20 protein-coding genes and 1 pseudogene are annotated in these 18,548 nt (G+C 72.9%); 11 read left to right on the forward strand and 10 right to left on the reverse strand.

The window, feature by feature from the left end; all coding sequences use genetic code 11:
- Window positions 1-18: 18 nt before the first annotated feature.
- A pseudogene (locus OG738_RS28235) lies at window positions 19-408 on the reverse strand (alcohol dehydrogenase catalytic domain-containing protein); the annotation flags it as partial.
- 70 nt (window positions 409-478) lie between these two features.
- Between OG738_RS28235 and OG738_RS28240 the strand changes: the two are divergent.
- On the forward strand, window positions 479-1,048 hold the full coding sequence (locus tag OG738_RS28240) for a TetR/AcrR family transcriptional regulator (RefSeq protein WP_329045388.1): 570 nt from the start codon (window positions 479-481) through the stop codon (window positions 1,046-1,048).
- Between the two features lie 42 nt (window positions 1,049-1,090).
- Here the strand turns inward: OG738_RS28240 and OG738_RS28245 are convergent, their stop codons facing one another.
- Window positions 1,091-2,284, reverse strand: coding sequence for an extracellular catalytic domain type 1 short-chain-length polyhydroxyalkanoate depolymerase (locus tag OG738_RS28245; RefSeq protein ID WP_329045390.1), 1,194 nt, complete (start codon window positions 2,282-2,284; stop codon window positions 1,091-1,093).
- Window positions 2,285-2,474: 190 nt separating this feature from the next.
- On the opposite strand from OG738_RS28245, the gene OG738_RS28250 reads away from it, so the two are divergent.
- The 3 genes from OG738_RS28250 (at window position 2,475) to OG738_RS28260 (ending at window position 5,232) form a co-directional block, all read left to right on the forward strand.
- Window positions 2,475-3,815 carry a 3-hydroxybutyrate oligomer hydrolase family protein gene (locus OG738_RS28250; protein WP_329056863.1) on the forward strand — a complete coding sequence of 447 codons (1,341 nt, stop codon included), beginning with the start codon at window positions 2,475-2,477 and terminating at the stop codon, window positions 3,813-3,815.
- Window positions 3,816-4,175: 360 nt separating this feature from the next.
- Window positions 4,176-4,577 (forward strand): hypothetical protein, encoded by a 402-nt coding sequence (locus OG738_RS28255; protein ID WP_329045392.1) that lies wholly within the window; start codon window positions 4,176-4,178, stop codon window positions 4,575-4,577.
- A gap of 70 nt (window positions 4,578-4,647) precedes the next feature.
- On the forward strand, window positions 4,648-5,232 hold the full coding sequence (locus OG738_RS28260) for a dihydrofolate reductase family protein (protein WP_329045394.1): 585 nt from the start codon (window positions 4,648-4,650) through the stop codon (window positions 5,230-5,232).
- Here OG738_RS28260 and OG738_RS28265 read toward each other — a convergent pair.
- From OG738_RS28265 to OG738_RS28275, 3 genes are read right to left on the reverse strand one after another with little or no spacing between them, the layout of a single operon-like run.
- Window positions 5,207-6,202: a TolB family protein gene (locus tag OG738_RS28265; protein ID WP_329045395.1), complete on the reverse strand. Its 996-nt coding sequence runs from the start codon at window positions 6,200-6,202 to the stop codon at window positions 5,207-5,209. The two genes, OG738_RS28260 and OG738_RS28265, sit on opposite strands and share 26 nt — an antisense overlap.
- Complete coding sequence (locus tag OG738_RS28270; protein ID WP_329045397.1) at window positions 6,199-7,440, reverse strand: MFS transporter; 1,242 nt, start codon at window positions 7,438-7,440, stop codon at window positions 6,199-6,201. The genes OG738_RS28265 and OG738_RS28270 overlap by 4 nt, the downstream gene beginning before the upstream one ends.
- Before the next feature lie 4 nt (window positions 7,441-7,444).
- The gene (locus OG738_RS28275) at window positions 7,445-8,317 is read right to left on the reverse strand and encodes an alkaline phosphatase family protein (RefSeq protein ID WP_329045398.1); all 873 of its coding nucleotides are present in this window, start codon (window positions 8,315-8,317) and stop codon (window positions 7,445-7,447) included.
- A gap of 236 nt (window positions 8,318-8,553) precedes the next feature.
- Here OG738_RS28275 and OG738_RS28280 point away from each other — a divergent pair, with 236 nt between their 5' ends.
- Window positions 8,554-8,820, forward strand: a complete 267-nt coding sequence (locus OG738_RS28280; RefSeq protein ID WP_329045400.1) for a hypothetical protein — start codon at window positions 8,554-8,556, stop codon at window positions 8,818-8,820.
- Window positions 8,817-9,266 carry an FAD:protein FMN transferase gene (locus OG738_RS28285; RefSeq protein WP_329045402.1) on the forward strand — a complete coding sequence of 150 codons (450 nt, stop codon included), beginning with the start codon at window positions 8,817-8,819 and terminating at the stop codon, window positions 9,264-9,266. The genes OG738_RS28280 and OG738_RS28285 overlap by 4 nt, the downstream gene beginning before the upstream one ends.
- Here the strand turns inward: OG738_RS28285 and OG738_RS28290 are convergent.
- Window positions 9,224-10,375, reverse strand: coding sequence for an IS481 family transposase (locus OG738_RS28290; protein ID WP_329045404.1), 1,152 nt, complete (start codon window positions 10,373-10,375; stop codon window positions 9,224-9,226). The two genes, OG738_RS28285 and OG738_RS28290, sit on opposite strands and share 43 nt — an antisense overlap.
- A gap of 173 nt (window positions 10,376-10,548) precedes the next feature.
- Between OG738_RS28290 and OG738_RS28295 the strand changes: the two genes are divergently transcribed.
- The 4 genes from OG738_RS28295 to OG738_RS28310 are packed head-to-tail and all read left to right on the forward strand — an operon-like array spanning window position 10,549 to window position 13,038.
- Complete coding sequence (locus tag OG738_RS28295) at window positions 10,549-11,121, forward strand: FAD:protein FMN transferase (protein ID WP_329045406.1); 573 nt, start codon at window positions 10,549-10,551, stop codon at window positions 11,119-11,121.
- Window positions 11,118-11,687 (forward strand): ferric reductase-like transmembrane domain-containing protein, encoded by a 570-nt coding sequence (locus tag OG738_RS28300; RefSeq protein ID WP_329045408.1) that lies wholly within the window; start codon window positions 11,118-11,120, stop codon window positions 11,685-11,687. The genes OG738_RS28295 and OG738_RS28300 overlap by 4 nt, the downstream gene beginning before the upstream one ends.
- Window positions 11,684-12,814: an NADH-ubiquinone oxidoreductase-F iron-sulfur binding region domain-containing protein gene (locus OG738_RS28305; protein WP_329045409.1), complete on the forward strand. Its 1,131-nt coding sequence runs from the start codon at window positions 11,684-11,686 to the stop codon at window positions 12,812-12,814. The genes OG738_RS28300 and OG738_RS28305 overlap by 4 nt, the downstream gene beginning before the upstream one ends.
- Window positions 12,811-13,038, forward strand: coding sequence for a ferredoxin (locus tag OG738_RS28310; protein WP_329045411.1), 228 nt, complete (start codon window positions 12,811-12,813; stop codon window positions 13,036-13,038). Before OG738_RS28305 ends, OG738_RS28310 begins: the two co-directional genes overlap by 4 nt.
- Before the next feature lie 116 nt (window positions 13,039-13,154).
- Here the strand turns inward: OG738_RS28310 and OG738_RS28315 are convergent, their stop codons facing one another.
- The 4 genes from OG738_RS28315 to OG738_RS28330 all read right to left on the reverse strand — a co-directional run bounded on the left by OG738_RS28315 (window position 13,155) and on the right by OG738_RS28330 (window position 17,906).
- Entirely contained in the window at window positions 13,155-14,360 is a 1,206-nt protein-coding gene (locus tag OG738_RS28315) for a glycosyltransferase (RefSeq protein WP_329045413.1), read from the reverse strand.
- Between the two features lie 208 nt (window positions 14,361-14,568).
- Entirely contained in the window at window positions 14,569-14,880 is a 312-nt protein-coding gene (locus tag OG738_RS28320) for a hypothetical protein (protein ID WP_329045414.1), read from the reverse strand.
- Window positions 14,881-15,114: 234 nt separating this feature from the next.
- Window positions 15,115-16,902, reverse strand: a complete 1,788-nt coding sequence (locus OG738_RS28325; RefSeq protein ID WP_329045415.1) for a serine/threonine-protein kinase — start codon at window positions 16,900-16,902, stop codon at window positions 15,115-15,117.
- Window positions 16,903-16,946: 44 nt separating this feature from the next.
- Window positions 16,947-17,906 carry an SDR family NAD(P)-dependent oxidoreductase gene (locus OG738_RS28330; protein ID WP_329045416.1) on the reverse strand — a complete coding sequence of 320 codons (960 nt, stop codon included), beginning with the start codon at window positions 17,904-17,906 and terminating at the stop codon, window positions 16,947-16,949.
- Between the two features lie 105 nt (window positions 17,907-18,011).
- On the opposite strand from OG738_RS28330, the gene OG738_RS28335 reads away from it, so the two are divergent.
- A complete protein-coding gene (locus OG738_RS28335; RefSeq protein WP_329045418.1) occupies window positions 18,012-18,548 on the forward strand; it encodes a DUF6069 family protein in 537 nt (178 codons plus the stop codon).

Here is an 18,548-nt window from a genome sequence, read left to right on the forward strand (position 1 = left end):
CACGACCAGCTTGCCTCCGAGCGCGCGGGTGGCCGTCTCGATCCCGGAGCCCGCCGCCCCGGCCTGCTCCCACGGCATCGCCGCCGGTTTCGCGGCCCAGAACGCCAGCACCGCGAACTCGGCGGTCGCCCCGCCGAGCCGGGCGACGTCGACCGCGCCGAACACCTCGTCGCCGATCTCGGCCCCGGGACCGGCCTCGTCCATCACGCCCGCGGCGTCCACGCCCGGGATGTGCGGCAGGGTGATCGGCGAACGCGACTTCCCGGCGCGGATCATCAGGTCGACCGGGGACACTCCGGCCGCCCGCACGCGGATCCGCACCTCGCCCGGGCCGGCGTGCGGCTCCGGAAGCTCCCCGACGGACAGGACCTCGGGCGGGCCGAACCGCTCGAACCGGGTTGCGAACACGATCACTCCTCCACATCGGCCACCCTGACCACGCCTACGCTAGGAGTGATCACCGGCGACGAGCGGGGAAGTGAGAGCCGTGCGGGGCGAACTGACGCGGAAACGCCGGGCCGACGCCGAGGACAACCGCCGCCGCCTCGTCGCGGTCGCGCACACGGCCTTCGCGCGCGACGGCCCGGACCTGCCGGTGCGGGAGATCGCGCGGCGCGCGGGCCTGGCGCCCGCGACCGTCCACCGGCACTTCCCCTCGCGCGACGACCTCCTCGCGGCCGTGCTCGCCGGCCAGGTCGACCGGTGCGCGGGCCGGCTGCGGGCCGCGCTCGCCGACCCGGACAGCCGCCGCGCGCTGACCCGCACGTTCCACCGGTTCGGCGAGTGGCGGGTCGAAGAGCCCGGGCTCGTGGGCGTCCTCGAAGGACCGGAATTCGCCGACCGGCGCCGCGCGCACGCCGAGGCGTTCGCGCGGCTGGTCGAGCGGGCCCGCGCCGACGGCGTTCTGCGACCCCAGGTGTCGCTCGAGGACGTCCGGCTCGCGCTGACGGCGACCGCGTCGGCGCGGACCGGTCCGGAGGCTCGGCGGCTGACCGCGGTGCTGCTGACCGGGCTGTTGACCGGAATTCCGCGCGGCTCGGCCGGCTGACCGAGCCGCCTGGGTACGACCTTCGCCGATGCCGATCTTCCGCTAGCACTGCCCGTCGGCGAGGACCCAGTAGCCCGGTGACGTCTCGCGCAGGGCGTGCGTGGTGAACGTGTTCCACAGGCCCATCGCCTGGTTCGAGCCGTTCGCGTAGGTCTGTCCGCCGCTCTGGTGCGCCCGGCCCGCCTGGGTGTGGGCGTAGTTGCTGGCGTTCACGCAGGTGCCCGCGGGCTGGGTGGTCGTGGTCGGCGGTGCGGTGGTCGTCGTCGTGCCCCCGGATCCCTGGTCCAGCCCGAAGAACACGCCCGTGTAGTAGCTGGAGCAGATGCCCGCGAGGAAGTACGCGCCGGTGCTGCCGCACTGCGTCGGGCCGGTGCCCGGGTCGACCGCCGTGCCGTGACCCATCCCGGCGATCGAGTACAGCTGCACCTGGCCGGCGTAGTTCGTCAACGTCGTGCCGCCGGGCAGCGACTGCGTGCTCGTCGGCGTCTGGGAGACGCCGTGGACGGCCGTCCACTGGTCGCGCAGCTCGGTGCCGTTGACCGGGTAGACGGTGTAGTCGCCGGTGCCCTGCCAGATCGCGACGCGCGGCCACGGCCCGCTGTAGCCGGGGTATTGGGCCTTCGCGCGGGACGCCCACTGCGCCGGGGTCAGGTTCTGGTCGTTCTGCTGGCAGTTCGTCGCTTCGGTGACGCTCGTGGCGCACTGCGCGGGCAGCCCGGCGTCGATGCCGCCGCCGGCGAAGACGTCCGGGTAGGCGGCGAGCAGGTCCGCGGTCATCCCGCCGCCGGCCGACAGCCCGGTGACGAAGACGCGCGAGGTGTCCGAGCCGTGGTCGGCGACCGCCTTGTCCACCATGGACTTGACGGACGCGGCTTCGCCGTTGCCCCGGGTGTCGTCGGCGGTGGAGAACCAGTTGAAGCACTTGAGCGAGTTGTTCGCGGTGGACGTCTGCGGGAACACGACCTCGAAGCGCCACCGGTCGGCCAGCTCGGGCCAGCCGGAGTGGGCGTAGTAGTCGCTCGCGCTCTGCGTGCAGCCGTGCAGGGCGACGACCACCGGGCGGCCGGCCTCGAGCCCCGACGGCGTGTAGGTGTACATCGCGAGCGCGCCCGGATTGGCGCCGAAGTTCGCGACCTGGACGAGGGACGACGGCGGCGGATCGGCGGCGGCCACCCCGACGGTGGTGAGCACGGCGGCGGTGATCGCGGCGAGTCCGGCGAAGGCGAGCTTGCGCATGGGGGAGTCCTTCTCGTCGTTGAGAGGGTTTCCAGCGACGCTAAATCGGTCACGCGGTTCCGGCCATGTGGCCGTCCACCACATCCCCGCGGCGATTCATGGTGACCGGCGGGGTGGCTGCCGCCGGGCGCACGCGCTTGGGTTCTGTTCCATCCGAACCCGGAGGTGGACCGTGCGCAGATGGCTGGTTGTGGTTCTGGCGGGGGCGCTCGCGGCGGCGCTGCCGGCGTCGGCGTCGGCGTCGGCGTCGGCTTCGGCCGGGCGCTGCCGGGTGGGCGTGCCCGGCGCCGAGAAATCCGTGTCGGTGTGCCTGGACGACCTGACGACGACCGGCACGCTGGCGTCCGGGCACACCGTCGAGGCCGACTGGGCCGGGCTGACGTCGGCCGGGCTGCCGACTTACGCCCCGGTCCCCGGCGTCCAGGTCGACGGGTACTTCCCGGACACGTCGACGGCGAACACCAACCACGGCTGGAACCACGACGCGCAGTTCGTGCTGCGCCTGCCTTCGCGGTGGAACGGCGGCCTGGTCGTCTCCGGTTCGCCGGGCGTGCGGCGGCAGTACGCGAACGACCGCGCGATCGGCGACCAGGCGCTGGCCGAGGGCTACGCGTTCGCCGCGACCGACAAGGGCAACACCGGCGCGGCGTTCTACGACGACGGCGTCCGGCCGGGCGACGCGCTGGCCGAGTGGAACACGCGCGTCACGCAGTTGACCGTGGCCGCTCGTTCGGCCGCGGCGCGGTACTACCGCCGTCCGGTCGCGCGGACGCTGGCCGCCGGGCTGTCCAACGGCGGGTACCTCGTGCGGTGGCAGCTGGAGAACCGGCCGGGGCTCTACGACGGGGGCGTCGACTGGGAGGGGACGCTGTGGCGTGCCGACGGACCGAACCTGCTCACGTTCCTGCCGCCCGCGTTGAAGGCGTACCCGGCCTACGCGGCGGGTTCTTCGCAAGCACATCAGTCCATTTTGGACGCCGGCTTCGCGCCGGGGTCGGAGTTCCTGTGGGACTACCACTACCGCGTCTACTGGGACCTGACGCAGCGGATCTACCGGGAGGAGGTCGACCCGGCGTTCGACGGGGCCACTGAGGCCGGAACTCCTTTCTGTGCTTCGGGAACGCCGTCGTGCGACGCGGACTACGCGTATGCCTCCCGGCCCGCGTCGGTGGCGCGGGCGGTGGAGCGGATCTCGCTGACCGGGCGGATCGGCAAGCCGCTGCTCACCCTGCACGGCACGCTCGACACGCTGCTGCCGATCAGCCAGGACTCCGACGTGTACGACAAGATGATCGCTTCGGCCGGCCGCGGGTCGCTGCACCGGTACTACCGGGTGGCCGACGGCAACCACGTCGACGGGCTCGTCGACGCTTACCCGGACCGGCTGCGGCCGCTGGGGCCGTGCTTCCGGACGGCGTTCGACGCGCTGGGCGGGTGGCTGCGCGGGGTCCGTCCACCGGCTTCGGGGACGATCGCGCGTCCGGCCGGGGCGACGCCCGCCGACCTGGCTCGCTCCTGCTCGCTGGGCTGACGCTTGCCGGCGAGCGCCGGCGTCGGTGCCACGAGTGAGGTCGCCAAGCGCATTCCGTGCGTTCGCGGCGGCCCGCACGAGTTTTCGAGAAATAAAGTGAACCGGATGCCGCCGGCGCCCGTACTACTGGGTGAGGGGCTTGTTCCGGCTACCCGAAAACCGGTTCCGACCTGCTGTTTCACCGGCCGGACGGGCCACCCCGTTCGGCCGCTTGCGGGAGCGTTGCCCGTCGTTCATGATGGGGTTCCGGGGTCCGCTAAACATTCGTTCACGTCGAATATCCAGGTGTCGGCCATGCTTCGGAAGAACCGCAAGTCCGGAAGTGAACGCCATGCTGCTACCTGTCACCGGGGCCTCCTGATGGCCGCGGATCTGCCCGGTTTCGCCATCGTCGCCGGCCTGCTGCTCCCGGCGTTCGCCGCCGCGGCGTGGGCCATCGCCCTCGAACGCCGTCCACGCCGCGTGTCGGTCACGCCGGACTCCGAGCCGGACTGGACGGTGGCCGGCATCCAGGCCCGCCTCCGCTTCGAGCAGGCGGCCGTGCGGCTGGCCGAAGCGGGCACGATCGCGTTGCCGACCCTGCCGATCCCGGAGCAGACGGGCCGCGACTCGTCCCCGGACCGGCTGCCGTGGCGGGTGCCGCGCACGATCCCGCCCCCGGGCCCGCCGTCGGGCCGTGTGCTGGTGCCGCGGCTGGCGTTCGCCGCGCCGGACACCGAGCTGATGCGGCGCATCCTCGACGGCCTGCGCCGGCTCGACTGACGTCGCTGTCGATCCGCGGGCCCGCCGTTCGTTCAGGAGGTGACCAGCCACCTGAACGAAAGGACCCCCGATGCGAGCGATCCACGTCACCATGAGCGTCACCCTCGACGGCGTCGTGCAGGGCCTCGGCCGGCCCGACGAGGACACCCGCGGCGGCTTCGCCCACGGCGGCTGGGGCACCCGCTACCAGGACGACGTGCTGGCCCGGGAGATGGGCAAGGGCATGAGCCGCGCCGGTGACCTGCTCTTCGGGCGGCGGACCTGGGAAGACTTCATCGCCGCCTGGGCCGGGCGCGACGACGGCAACCCCTTCACCACCCACCTGGACGCCGCCACCAAGTACGTCGCCTCGACCACCCTGGAAGACGCCGGGGCCTGGCCGAAGTCCGTGCTGCTCGCCGGGGACGCCGAGAAGACCGTCGCCGAGCTGAAGGCGCGGCCCGGGAACGACCTGTCCGTCATCGGCAGCGCCTCGCTCGTGCACGCCCTGCACGCTGCCGGCCTCGTCGACCGCTACACGCTGCTGATCCACCCGCTGACCCTCGGCGCGGGCCGGCGCCTGTTCGAAGGCCCCGCGCCGCTCACCGAGTTCACGCTCACCAGCAGCGTCCCGACGACGAAGGGCGTGCTCATCGCCCAGTACCGGCGTCGCTGAGGGCCGCGGGCGACTCCGCGTCCGGGATCAGCAGGCGAGGCGCGCCCGAGCCGTCGGCCGGGACCGACCAGACGTCCGCGTGGCCCGGCCCGCGGGGAACTCCGTAGCCGATCGTGTGGTCGTCGAGCCACGCCGGCTGATCGTCGACGCTGCGGGTTTCGGCCAGTGGCGTCACCTTCGACGTCGCCAGGTCCACAACGGACAGCCGCCAGCCCTTGGCCGGGTCACCGTCCACTGCGGACTTGAACGCCACGCGCGCCTGGTCCGGCGACAGGGACGGGCACTCGACGTTCTCCCGCAGCGTCCGGATCGTGTGCGCGGCGAAGTCGCCCGCGACGAGGTAGCGGTGCCCGGCCGTCGACATCGTCGCGTAGAAGCGGCGGTCGTCGCGGGTGAACGTGACGCCCCAGAAGTTGAGGTCCGTGGCCTGGTACGGCTTCCCGTCGAGCGTCACCGCGTAGTCCTCCAGCGTCCCGGCCAGATCGCCGGTCACCGTGTCGAGGATGCCGGCGCGAGTGGAGAACATGCCGCCGTTGTACGAGTCGCCGGTGACGAACACCGTCCACGCGAGCATCCGGCCGCTCGCCGACACCCGCGCCCGGTTCGGCAGCCCGACCAGCGGGATCTCCCGCTTCGCCGTCAGCTGCGCGTCGAGCACCACCAGCTGGTAGGTGGTCAGGTCGCCGTCCTGGCGCAGGCAGATCCCGGTGCCGCCGGCGGCGTACACCCGGGCGCACGAGAGCGGCGACACCGTCCGCGCGCCGCCGGGGTCGGTGGCGGACACCGTGGCGACGTGCCCGCGGTCGGCGTCGGCGGTGCTGCGGAACAGCAGCCGCGGGCCGGGGGAGAGGGTCACGACGCCGGTCGCGGCGACGTCGTGGCCGCGCGCGCTGGCGAACCCGACGTACGCGACCGCGGCCCCGGCCAGCACGAGCACGCCGGCGACGGCGATCAGGATCCGCGTCTTCACGAAGCCGCCTTCCGGGGCGAGAGCACCACGAACGTCACGGCGATGGCGACCACCGCCCCGCCCGCGGCGACGCCGATCGCGAGCCCGGCGCCCCAGAACTGCCACGCCAGTCCGAAAAGGACGGACGAGGCGAAGTAGGCGAGCGCTTGGGCCGTCTGCACCAGGGAGATCCCCGTGGTGCGCAACGACTCCGGCAGCAGCGGACCGGCCAGCGCCATCAGGACGCCGTCGGTCGCCGCGTAGAAACCGCCGTACAACGCCAGCGCCAGAACGAAGAGCGGCCAGCCGGACACCGGGCCGGCCAGCAGCAGGTAGACGAGCGCGAGCGCGCCGTAGCCGCCGAGCACCACCGGGAGCCGGCCGACGCGGTCGGCCAGCGCGCCGAGCGGCGCGGCCAGCAGCAGGTAGCTCAGGTTGGTGCCCACCGCGAGCAGCGGGAACCAGCCGGTCGCGATGTCCTCCTTGTGCTGCAACAGCAGGTAGACGAACCCGTCGCCGACCGTGGCGAGCCCGAGCACGGACGCCGCCACCAGCAGCCGCCGGACGCCCGCGCCGCGCAGCAGGGCGGCCGCGGCCCGGGGTGAGACCGGGTTCGCGGGCCGCGGGGTCCGGTGGTCGCGGACGAACAGCACCAGCAGCAGCACACCGATCGCGGCGACGCAGAAGCTGACGACGAACACCGCGTCGAACGCCTCGGGGTCGGTGGCCCCGACCGCGGCCAGCACGGCGAGCGCGACCAGCGGCCCGGCGAAGGCACCCATGCTGTCCATCGCGCGGTGCACGCCGAACGCGCGCCCGAGCAGCGGCTCCGGCGCCGACAGCGTGATCAGCGCGTCCCGCGGCGCCGTCCGCAGGCCCTTGCCGGTGCGGTCGACGGTGATCACGGCCCCGATCGCGGCCGCCGACGCCCCGGCCGCGAGCAGGCCGAGCTTCGCGACCGCGGACAGCGCGTAGCCCACGCCGGCCACGACCTTGCGGCGGCGGACCCGGTCGGCGACATATCCGCCGACGATCCGCAGGAGCGCCGTCGCACCGGTGTAGAGGCCGTCGACCAGGCCGTACGCGGCGGGGCTCAGGTGCAACCCGAGCACGAGGTACACCGGCAGGACGGCGGTGACCATCTCCGAGGAGACGTCGGTGACCAGGCTGACGGCGCCGAGCGCGAAGACGTTCGCGCCGATCGCCGAGAGCTTGCCCTTGGCGGCGTGCTCCCGGCGACCGATGGTGGAGAGGTACACGCGGTTACTGCCAGACGTCGAGGATCGGCGACTTGCTCGCGGCGCCGGCGATGCCCGGCAGGCCGTAGGACGCCTCGATCGTGCGCAGCACGGTGTAGTGGTTGATCGACTCGCTGTAGCTGCCGACCTTGACGTGCGCGCCGGTGAAGCTGGTGAAGATCTGGTTGACCGACGTGCCGCTGTCCTCGTCGAAGGTGACGATCAGCAGGCTGTTGTGCGTCTTGGCCCACTGGGCGTAGGCGTCGAGGTTGTTCTTCAGCCAGGTGTCGCCGGTGCCGATCGAGCAGTCGTGCATGTCGTTGCACATGTTCGGCGTGACGAAGGCGACCGTCGGCAGCTGGGTGAAGTCGGTCGGGAAGCTCGAGTAGCGGACGTTGCTCGCGGCCGGGACGTTCGAGAAGTCGACCCAGCTGTTGTGCTTGCGCATGTAGGTGCCGCTGGAGCAGCCGGTGTAGCCGTCCGAGGGCATCGACTCGGAGTAGCCCTTGAACGTCTTGCCCGCGCCGATCAGCTGCTGGCCGAGGTTGGCCTTCGCGCCGAGGTCGGCCGGGCAGGCGTCGCTGGTCACGCCCTGCGTCGCGCCCGAGAAGAGGGCGACGTAGTTGGGCTGGCTCGGGTGGGTGATGGCGAAGGAGCTGGTGAACTTCGCGCTCTGCGCGGCGAGGGTGTTGAAGTAGGGGGCGCTGGAGCTGCCGTCGATCGAGGAGTACTTCTTGTTCTCGAACATCACGAGGACGACGTGGTCGAACGCCGGCACGGTCGACGCGGTGGGCTGCACCGCGGGCTCGTCCGTCCGGGTGATGACGGTCGCGGTGACGACACCGGCTGTGACCAGGGTGGCGGCGGCGAAGGCGGCGAAGATCCGCTTGCGGATCATGGGTCCTCCAACGGTGGCGGGTGGGGGCGCCTCATGATGCCCACTCCCACGGGCCGGTTCGTGGGCGTGTCGTGGTCCGGTTCGTGAACACCAGGAAACCTCCGGCGGACAAGGGAAAGAGTGGGTTAATGGCTTTCCGGTGTCAACCTCCTAAGGTAGGTGTCCACAATGGACAGCCAGGGACTTGACAGGTCGCTCCCAGGTCGCTCAAAGGAACGGCGCCGAGACTCGGTCGCATGGAACCCACCACGAACGGCGGCGCGGCCCGCCGCGAGCGCGGCAGGCGCAAGGCCGCACTGGTCACGGCGACCGTGGCGGTGCTGGGCGCCGCCACGGCCGGCGCGATCGGCTTCGGCCTTTCGACGGCGTCCGCGTCCAACGGCACGACCACCTCCACCTCCACGTCCACCGGTTCGGCCAGCTCCCAGGACCAGCTCCAGTCCTCGGACGGCAGCGTGAGCTCCGGTTCGGGCAGCGCGCACACGGGCTCGGGTGCGTCGTGACCACGGCGTCGACGTCGTTCCGCGCCCTGGGCACGACGGCGGAGGTGCTGGTCACCGACCCGTCGCGGCTCTCGACCGCGGCGTCGCTCCTGCGGGAGGAACTCGACGCGATCGACCTCGCGTGCAGCCGGTTCCGGGCGGATTCGGAGATCTCGCGGCTGCACGAGCAGGCCGGGCGCCAGGTCCGGGTCAGCGGGTTGCTGGCAGAGGCGTTGGGGGCGGCCTTGCGCGCGGCCCGGCTGACGGGCGGCCTGGTGGACCCGACGGTCGGGGCGGCGGTGCGGGCGCTTGGGTACGACCGCGACTTCGCGCTGGTCGAGGCTGGCGCGGACTTGGGGGTCGTGAGTGAGAAACAGCGTTCTAACGCTGTGCGCTGTCTCAGGACATATCGGACAGATATGTCTCAGGACTTTCCGGACAGTTTCTGGTTGGTGAGGCGTTGGTAGCGTACCGAGCGGTCTAGCGTGAGTTGGCGGGCGACCGTGTCGTCGACCATGACGGTGACGCGGTCGCCTTGCCAGTAGACGGTGGCGGCGTGCCCGGCCCAGGTGCGTCCCAGGACGATGGAGCAGCCGGAGAAGGCGATCACGCCGGTGGCGGAGACGGGGCGGGTGGTGACGCCGCTGGGCCGGCGGGGCCCGGTGGCGGGGGTGGCTTTGGGGCGGGCGTCGTAGCGTTGCTGGGGTGTCTGACCGTCGAGGCTTTGGTGGCGGCGGTTGTTGTACTCCTGTCGGTATTCGTCGAGAAGCTGTTGCAGGGCAGCAAGGTTCTTGGCGGGTGGTCGGGCGGCGAGCCATTTCTGCAAGGTCTGGTGGAGGCGTTCGTTTTTGCCGCAGGTCTGCGGGTGGTGCGGGGTGGAGGCGATGCTGGTGACCCCGAGTTCGGCGAGGTGGCGTTCCAGTTCGACCATCCAGCCGCGGTGGCGGCCGGTGAAGGCGAGCCCGTTGTCGGACAGGAGTTTTACAGGTACGCCGTAGCCGGCGAAGGCGTGTTGTAGCGCGGTCCAGGTGTCGGCGGTGGTTTCGCCGGGGGCGGCGTAGGAGCCGACGTCGAGGCGGGAGTGGTCGTCGAGGATCTGGAGGATGCAGACCTTGGTGCCGTCGGCGAGGTGGTGCTCCATGCCGTCGATCTGCCAGCAGCCGTTGGGGTCGGCGTAGGTGAACCGGCGCCGGGTCCGGGGTTTCTTGCGCGGCTGCGGGACGATCTGGCCGTGGGCGCACAGGATCCGGTGGATCGAGGCCCGCGACGGGACCGGGGTGACCCCGGCGTCCTTCAGCCGCCAGCGGATGGAGATCGGGCCGTTGTCGAGGCCTGCCTCGGCCAGTTCCTTGCGGGCCCGCAGCACCGCCTCGGCCACCGCCGCGCTGAGGGTGCTGGGGCGGTGGTGCGGGGCAGTGCTGCGGCGGGTGAACCCGCTGGCTCCCTCCGTGCGGAACCGGGTTACATACTTGTAGAAGGTGTCCCGGGACACGCCGTGCTCGTGGCAGAACCGCGCCACGTTGATCTTCTCGCCGTGAGCGGCCTGCGCGACCGCGGCGACGAACTCAGGATCCATCGAAAACCCTGTTCTGCCCATCGCCGCATGATCACCACAAAAGCCCTGGTCACCACACCGACAGGCCGATCAGTGTCCGCGATGTCCTGAGACATCAACTGTCGGCGATGTCCTGAGCTGCGGCACAGGGTTAGAACGCTGTTTCTCACTCACGACCAGCCACGGCAGACCCGATGCCCGCGCCGGGGTGGCACCGCGTGCTCTTCGACTCCGCACTCCGCCTGGTCGTCCTCCCGCGCGGCGTGCACCTCGACCTCGGTGCCACCGCGAAGGCCCTCGCCGCCGACCGGGCCGCCCGGCGGATCCACGCCGCTCTCGGGTGCGGGGTCCTCGTCAACCTCGGCGGCGACCTCCGCGTCGCCGGTGCCGAGCCCGCTGGCGGCTGGCAGATCGCGCTCGGCGACGACCACGCCGACGCCGTCACCCGCCCGGACGCGAGCGTCGCACTGAACACCGGCGGGCTGGCCACCTCCGGGACCACCCGGCGGCGCTGGCGCCACGCCGACCGCACCGTGCACCACATCGTCGACCCGCGCACCGGGGACGTCGCGGAACCACTGTGGCGCACCGTTTCCGTCGCCGCGAAGTCCACTGTGGACGCCAACACCGCGAGCACCGCCGCCGTCGTCCTCGGGGCCGACGCGCCGCGCTGGCTCGCGCAACGACGGCTGCCCGCGCGGCTCACCTCCGAGGCCGGCGACGTCGTCACGACTCCGGGCTGGCCCGCCGAAAGGATCGCCGCATGAGCTCCGCCGTCTGGTACTTCAGCCGCGCGACCGGGCTCGTGTCGCTCGTGCTCTTCACCGGCGTCGTCGTCCTCGGCGCGCTCGGGGCGGGCCGGTTCGCGACCCGGGAGTGGCCGCGGTTCACCGTCGCCGCCCTGCACCGGAACCTCGCGCTGACCAGCCTCGCGTTCCTCACCGCGCACATCGCGTCGGCGATCCTGGACGGCTACGTCTCGCTGAGCTGGCTCGACGTCGTCATCCCGTTCGGGTCGGCCTACCAGCCGCTCTGGGTCGGCCTCGGCGCCGTCGCGATCGACCTGCTGCTCGCCATCGTCGTCACCAGCCTCGTCCGCACGCGCATCCCGCCGCGGGCCTGGCGCGCTGTGCACTGGCTGGCCTACCTGTGCTGGCCGGTCGCGCTGGTGCACGGCTTCGGCATGGCCGAAAACGACGCCGCGTACGGCTGGATCGTCGCCCTCGACGTGCTGTGCGTGCTGGCCGTGCTCGGCGGCGTCGCCTTCCGGGCGACGCGCCAGGACGCCGACACCGCGACCCGCAAGCTCTCGCCGCTCGGAGGCACCCGATGACCATCCTGCCGCCCCACCGCCTCGACCTGGCCGGCCACCGGCGCCGCCACGGCGTCCTGCCCTGGGTCGCCTACCACGGCGACGACGGCCGCGACCGGCTGATCGACGCCGTCGCCGCCGCGGACCTGCGCGGCCGCGGCGGCGCGGGCTTCCCGACCGCGGTCAAGCTGCGTTCGGCCCGGGCGCCGCGCTCGGTCGTCGTCGCTAACGGGTGCGAAGGCGACCCGCTCAGTCACAAGGACGCCACGCTGCTGACGCTGTCGCCGCACCTCGTGCTGGACGGCCTGCAGCTCGCCGCGCACGCCGTCGGCGCCGCGGAGACCGTCCTTTGCGTCCACGCGGGGAGCCCGGTGCTGCCGAGCGTCTTCGCGGCGCTCGCCGAACGCGACGACCGCGTGCCGGTACGCGTCGAGGAGATCCCGCGGCGGTACGTCGCCAGTGAGGAGACCGCGCTCGTCCACCACCTGACGTCGGGGGACGCGCGGCCGCTGGGCAAGTCGCCGCGGCCCGACCAACGCGGGGTGCGCGGCCGGCCGACGCTCGTGGACAACGTCGAAACGCTGGCGCAGCTGGCGTTGGTGATCCTCCTGGGCCCGCAGCACTACCGCGCGGCGCGCGCCGACCTGGTCACGGTGACCGGCGCGGTCCGGCGGCCCGGCGTCGTCGAGACGGCTCCCGGCGGCTCACTGGCGACGGTGCTGGCCGCGGCGGGCGGCGAGACCGAACCGGTGCGGGCGGTCCTCGTCGGCGGTTACGGCGGCCAGTGGACGGCGGATTTCACCGCGGGCGTGTCGGGGATTTCGGCGGTGTACGCGCTTCCGGCCCGGGCTTGCGGACTGGAGTACACGGCGAAGGTGCTGGCGTTCCTGGCGGCCGAGTCGGCGAGGCAGTGCGGGCCGTGCATGTTCGGGCTCCCGGCGGTCGCGGCGGACTTCGCGGAGCTGCTGCGCGGCGGCCCCTCGACGGCCCGGCTGGCCCGCAGGCTTCCGTTGCTCACCGGGAGAGGGGCGTGCGCGCACCCGGACGGCGCGGCCCGCCTCGCGGCGAGCGCGCTGCGGGTGTTCGAGGCAGACGTGGCAGCGCACGCGGCCGGTGGCCGGTGCCGGATCCTGGAGCGTGCGGCGTGAAGGTGTCGGTGGATCCGATCGGCTGCCGGGCGCACGGGCTGTGCGCGGACGTGCTGCCGGAGCTGGTGCGGCTGGACGAGTGGGGCTACCCGATCGTGGCATCGGGTTCGGTGCCACCGGAACTGGTGACGGAGGCCCGCCGCGCGGCGGCCGCGTGCCCGGCGCTGGCGTTTCGGCTGCGGAAGGAGGAAAGTCCGGTCGTCGCGTCGCCTCCGCGGCACTGACCTCCCCCGCGTATGCGTCGGCCGATCGCGGTCACCGTCCACTTCTCCACCGCCAGGCGATCCCGTGCCGCCGCCCGCCAGGCCGGTCACCGGCCCGGCGAACGGCGGCCCGCGCCTCAGGCGGACGCGAGCGGCACCGTCGTCAGCAGGTGACGTGCCGCGACGCTCGCGCCGTCCGCGCGGATCTTGCCCGAGAACTCCCGCGCCCGCGTCGCGACTTCGGGCCGGAGTGCGGTGTCGAGCGCCGCGGTCAGCGTCTCGGCCGTCGGCACGCCCGGCTCGGTCGCCGCGCCGAGGCCCAGGTCGCGGACCCGGCCCGCGAAGTAGTGCTGGTCGTACATCTGCGGCACGACCACCTGCGGCGCGCCCGCGCGGGCCGCCGTCGTCGTCGTGCCCGCGCCACCGTGGTGGACGACGGCCGCCACCCGCCTGAACAGCGCCTGCTGGTTGACCTCGCCGATGCCGAGGCAGTCCGGGGCGTCGGCCGCGACGAGGTCCGCCCACCCGCGGGCGACGACCGCCCGGCGTCCGTGCGCCCGCGCCGCCGCGAGCGCGGCCCCGGCGACCTCGGCCGGCGTGCGCATGCTGCCGAACCCGAAGTACACCGGCGGTTCGCCCGCGTCGAGGAACTCCCGCAGCTCGTCCGGCAGCGGCCGCTCGTCCGGCCAGATCCAGGCGCCCGTCTGGACGATCCGCGGATCGCCCGGCTCCGGCCACGGCGCCAGCGCGGCGTCGGCCGCGAGCCACGGCCGGTCACCGAAGACGTGGCCCGGCAGGTCGTCGACCGGCGCCTGCCCGGCCGCCGCCCGGAATTCGTTGACCTTGCCGCCGAAGAAGCTGTTCCAGCGGCGCGCGTCCTCGTCCCAGAGGGCGCGGTTTTCCGCCTTTCCGGGCGACCGCCACGGCATCGGCGGCGGTGCGTGCAGCTCGGACGGCACCGTGATCGGGCAGAAGCTCGCGTAGACGTAGGCGGCGCCCGACCGTTCGGCGATCGAGCGGGTGGCGAACTGCAGCGCGCCGCAGGCGACCAGGACGTCACACCCCTCGGCGGCGACGGAGATCGTCCCGAACTGGGTCGTGACGGTGTCCTCGGTGGACTTCCGGATCTGCTCGGGCGTCGGCTTGCCGCGGTGCGCCGACGCCGTCGAGCGCAGTTCGGGGCCGATCGGCACGACGTCGAAACCCAGCTCCTCGAGCCAGTCCCGGAAGTCCGGCGGCACGCACAGGCGGACGTCCTGCCCGAGCGCTCTCAGCTCCGAGGCCAGCGCCAGCACCGGCTGGACCTCGCCCCGCGAACCGATCGTGGACAGCAGCACACGCATGAAGGATCCCCTCGCAGAAAATGACGAGCCCGGATTGTGGACCCGCACCGGGGTCTTGCCGCAAGCCCCCAGGTCCGCTATATGTTGGGGTGGGGAGGGGAAGCCTCTGGTGAGATGCGCGCCGGTCAGGTCGACCCGGACCAGCGTCGCCAGACGCTCTCAGGCGGCACCTGCGCCGGGCCTGGCGGAACCCGGAAATGATCGGGAGTCAGGAGATTTCGGCGCACGCGTGGGTTTCCACCGGCGTTTCCTCCGTCAGTTCTTCGGCGAAGATGGAATCGATCTTCCGGGCCGCGGTCCGCAGTTTCAGAACGCCCGCGACGAGCAGCAGGAGCGCGGCGGCGGGCACGACGAGCAGCACCGGTGGCCGGCCGGCGCCGAGCACCGCGGCGGTGGAGATCACCGCGCACCCGAGGAAGAGCGTCCTGGCGGCGAAACGCGGCCACGCGGAACGGGGCTTGGCGTGCCGCCCGCGCGGTGTTCCGAAAACCGGCCGCGCGAGGGCAGCGTGGACGCTCATCAAGACCTCCGGAAGTCGGTGAACCGGCCGGATGGGGATTCCCGGCGGTGGTGCCCGGGCCGGAACGAGGCCGGTGCGGACACGTGGGGTGTGTCGGGGCGGAGCGGGTTCCGGTTACCGGTCGTTATTGCTTCGAGTCCGAATTCGGGAAAACAATTCGCGACGGCTTCCGGTCTATTCCGAATGGGTTTGCGCCACTAGGGCCGTTGGGCCCGGATCGGGCAGCCGGAGGTCCTAGTCGTGGCCCGGGCCCTTGCCCTTGTCCTTGCCGTGGGTCTCGGTCTTCGGCGGCTTCCCGGCCTTGGCGCTCTTCGGCGGCGCGACCGGGCTTTCGTGCGTGACGGCCGCCGGTTCGAGATCGGCGGACTCGGTCGCGCCGGGCTCCGGATCCGGCGTCCCCGACCCGGCGAGCGGCGCCGAGGACTGGGCGGACGCGGGCGAGCTGGGCACCGGAGCCTGCGCCGGAGTCCGGGCCCCGGGGTCCTGCGCGGAGAGCACCAGCGCGGAGACGGCGGCGACGGCCGCGGCGGTCGACCCGGCAACGGCGGTGAACCGGCGGCGCCGCGCAGGATCGCTGGTCGCGGACAGCCCCGCGGCGACGAGGATCCTGCGGGGACCGGTGGCTCGGACGCCGGCATCGGCCACGGTGGGCTCCACCAAGCCGCGGCGGCCGGGGTGAACTGCGGAGGACTGGAGTGAGTGGTGGTCGCCGGAGTCACGCCAGCCGGGGTCGCCCGCGGGGGAATTGAGCGGGTCGTGGTGGCTGGGGTCGCCGAAGCCGCGCTCGCCGGGGTTGCTCGCGGCTGGGTTGGGCGCGCTTTGGTGGATCGGGCGGCCGGAGTCGCGTTCGCCCGCTATGGATTCGCGCAGCCCCTGGTCGTCGGGCTCGCTCGCGCCGGGCCAGCGCGAGCCGGGATCGTCTGCGGCGGGGCCGCGTCGGCCGAACCCGCCTGTCTCGAGGCCGCCGGAGCCGAGCTGCGCCGCCCCATCCGCTGCCGCGCGGCGGCGGCCCACTGCGCCGAGCCGACCGCGCTGCACGCGATCTGCCGGTGCCGCCCGATGCCATCGCCGCAAAACTCCCGCCGGGCCGAACGTGCGCCGCCCGGTGGCCCAGGGCAGCGTCGGTGCCGGGGCGTGCAGCAGGTGCCGGACCTCCGCCGCCGTCGGGCGGTCGGCCGGGTCGCGCTGGGTCATCCGGCGCAACGTGTGGGCCAGCGATGGCGGCAGGTCCGGCGGGATCCGCGGCTGGCGGGTCAGGCGTGCCATCGCGGCCTCGACCATCGTGCCCGGGTACTCCCGCCGGCCCGTCACGCACTCCAGCAGGATCAAGCCCAGCGCGTACACGTCCGCGGGCGGCCCGGCCGGTTCGCCGCCGACCTGCTCCGGGGCCAGGTACGCCGCCGTGCCCGGGACGACGCCCGTGCCGGTGATGTGCGTCGTGTCGAGGGCGTGGGCGATGCCGAAGTCGCCGATCAGCGGGCCGTCCGCGGACAGGAACACGTTGGCGGGCTTGAGGTCCCGGTGGACGACCCGCAGCGCGTGCACGTGGGACAGCGCCTCCGCGAGCCCGTCGGCCAGCGACGTCACCTCGGCCGCCGGCATCGGGCCGCCCAGCAGCCGCTCCGCCAGGTTCTCGCCCTCGACCAGCTGCATCACCAGGTACGTCCGGCCGTGGTCGGTGCCGCTGTCGAGCAGCGCCACCACGCCTGGGTGGGTGATGCTGCCCTGGATGCTCATCTCGCGCAGCCGGCGCCGCTGGTCGAGCGCGACCGTGTTCCGGTCGTAGATCTTGACCGCGACCTCCCGCGCGAGCCGCAGGTCGTAGGCCCGGTACACGCGGGCCGTACCGCCGCTGCCGATCAGCCTGCCGACGTCGTACCGCCCGGCCAGCACCGACGGCGGACGTTCGTCGTGGAGGGAACGCGGGTGGGCGCCGAACTCGTCGAGCGCGAAGCGAGCACACGTGACGTCGTCCGCGTCGCCCATCGGCGCGTTCCCCGTTCTGCCGGCTTCGTCGGCCACGGGCGCGATGTACCCCGAACCCGTGACCGGCAAACGTCAGAAGATCACGCGAAAGCGTCCACGCCGGTGAGCTCCGCCGACAGCGTCCACAGGCGACGGGCCTCGTCGCGGTCCACGGCGTACCGGCGGACCCCCGACGCGGCCATGCCCTCCGCGTCGGCGGGGCACAGCTCGGCGACGTCGCAGTCCTCGAGGTACAGGCCGCCGAGCCCGGCCAGCTGCGGTGACGTCGCGGCCCAGACCGTCGTCGCCGCGCCCTGCTCCGGCGTCTTGAACTCCACCAGGAAGTTCCCGGCTTCGTCGATCCAGCCGCGCTCGATCATCTCTTCCCTCGGCAGGTGCCGCTGCAGGGGCGTCATGATGCCGCCGGGGTGCAGGGCGAACGCGCGGACGCCGCGCGAAGCGCCCAGCTCGTCGAGCCGGACGGCGAAGAGCACGTTGGCCGTCTTGGCCTGCCCGTAGGCCGCCCACTTGTCGTAGCCGCGCTCGAACTGGACGTCGTCCCAGCGGATCGGCGAGTAGTGGTGGCCGCGCGAGGACAGCGAGACGACGCGGGCGCCGTCGGCGACCGCCGGCCACAGGCGGTTGACCAGCGCGAAGTGGCCGAGGTGGTTGGTGGCGAACTGGGCCTCCCAGCCGGGGCCGACGCGGGTCTCGGGGCAGGCCATCACGCCCGCGTTGGCGATGAGGAGGTCGATCCGCCGTCCGGTGGCGAGGAAGCGCTCGGCGAAGGCGCGGACGCTGTCGAGGTCGCTCAGGTCCAGCTCGTCGACCTCGACGTTTTCGACGCCGTCGAGGGTCTCTTCGGCGGTCTCGCGGCGGCGGGCCGGGACGACGACGTGCGCGCCGGCGCCGGTGAGCGCGCGGGTGGTTTCCAGGCCGATCCCGGAGTAGCCGCCGGTGACGACGGCGAGCTTGCCGGTGAGGTCGATGCCCGCGACGGCCTCGGCGGCCGTGGTGGTGGCGCCGAAGCCCGATCCGATCTTGTGCTGTGCGGTGGTCATGTCCCCGACCGTACGAGCTGGAGCGCACTCCAGCGCAAATCGCGGACACGGCCGAAAGAGGGGACAATCGGAGGAGAGAGGCGCTGCCGACCTAGGAAGGCTCTGATGGCCGACTACTACGGGAACCAGCCCCAGGACGTCCGCCCGGGGATCGACGCGCGCCGCCTGTGGGCGGGCGGCGTGGCGACGGCGGTGATCGCGGCCCTGCTCGCGGTGGTCGGGTTGCTGATCGCGCGCGGGGTCTTCGAAGTCGAAGTGCTGGCCCCAAAAGGCGAGGGCGTCTGGGGCAACGCGAGCACCACGACGTACGCGCTGGTCGCCGCCGCGGTGGCCCTGCTCGCCACCGGGCTGATGCACCTGCTCAGCGTCGCCACGCCCGCCCCGTCGCAGTTCTTCGGCTGGATCATGGTGCTGGTGACGCTGATCGCGGTGGTCCTGCCGCTGACGCTGACCGTCGCGCCGAGCGCGAAGATCGCCACGGCCGCGATCAACCTCGTCATCGGGCTGGTGATCGCCGCGGTGGTCAACAGCATGGCGGCGAGCGCCCGCACGCTGCACCGGCGCCGCAGCCAGCAGAAACCGGCGCCGACCCGGCAGTGGACGCAGCAGGAGCCTCCGCCGACCCGTTACTACGACCAGTGA

It is taken from the genome of Amycolatopsis sp. NBC_01488, from assembly GCF_036227105.1.
GTDB lineage: Bacteria > Actinomycetota > Actinomycetes > Mycobacteriales > Pseudonocardiaceae > Amycolatopsis.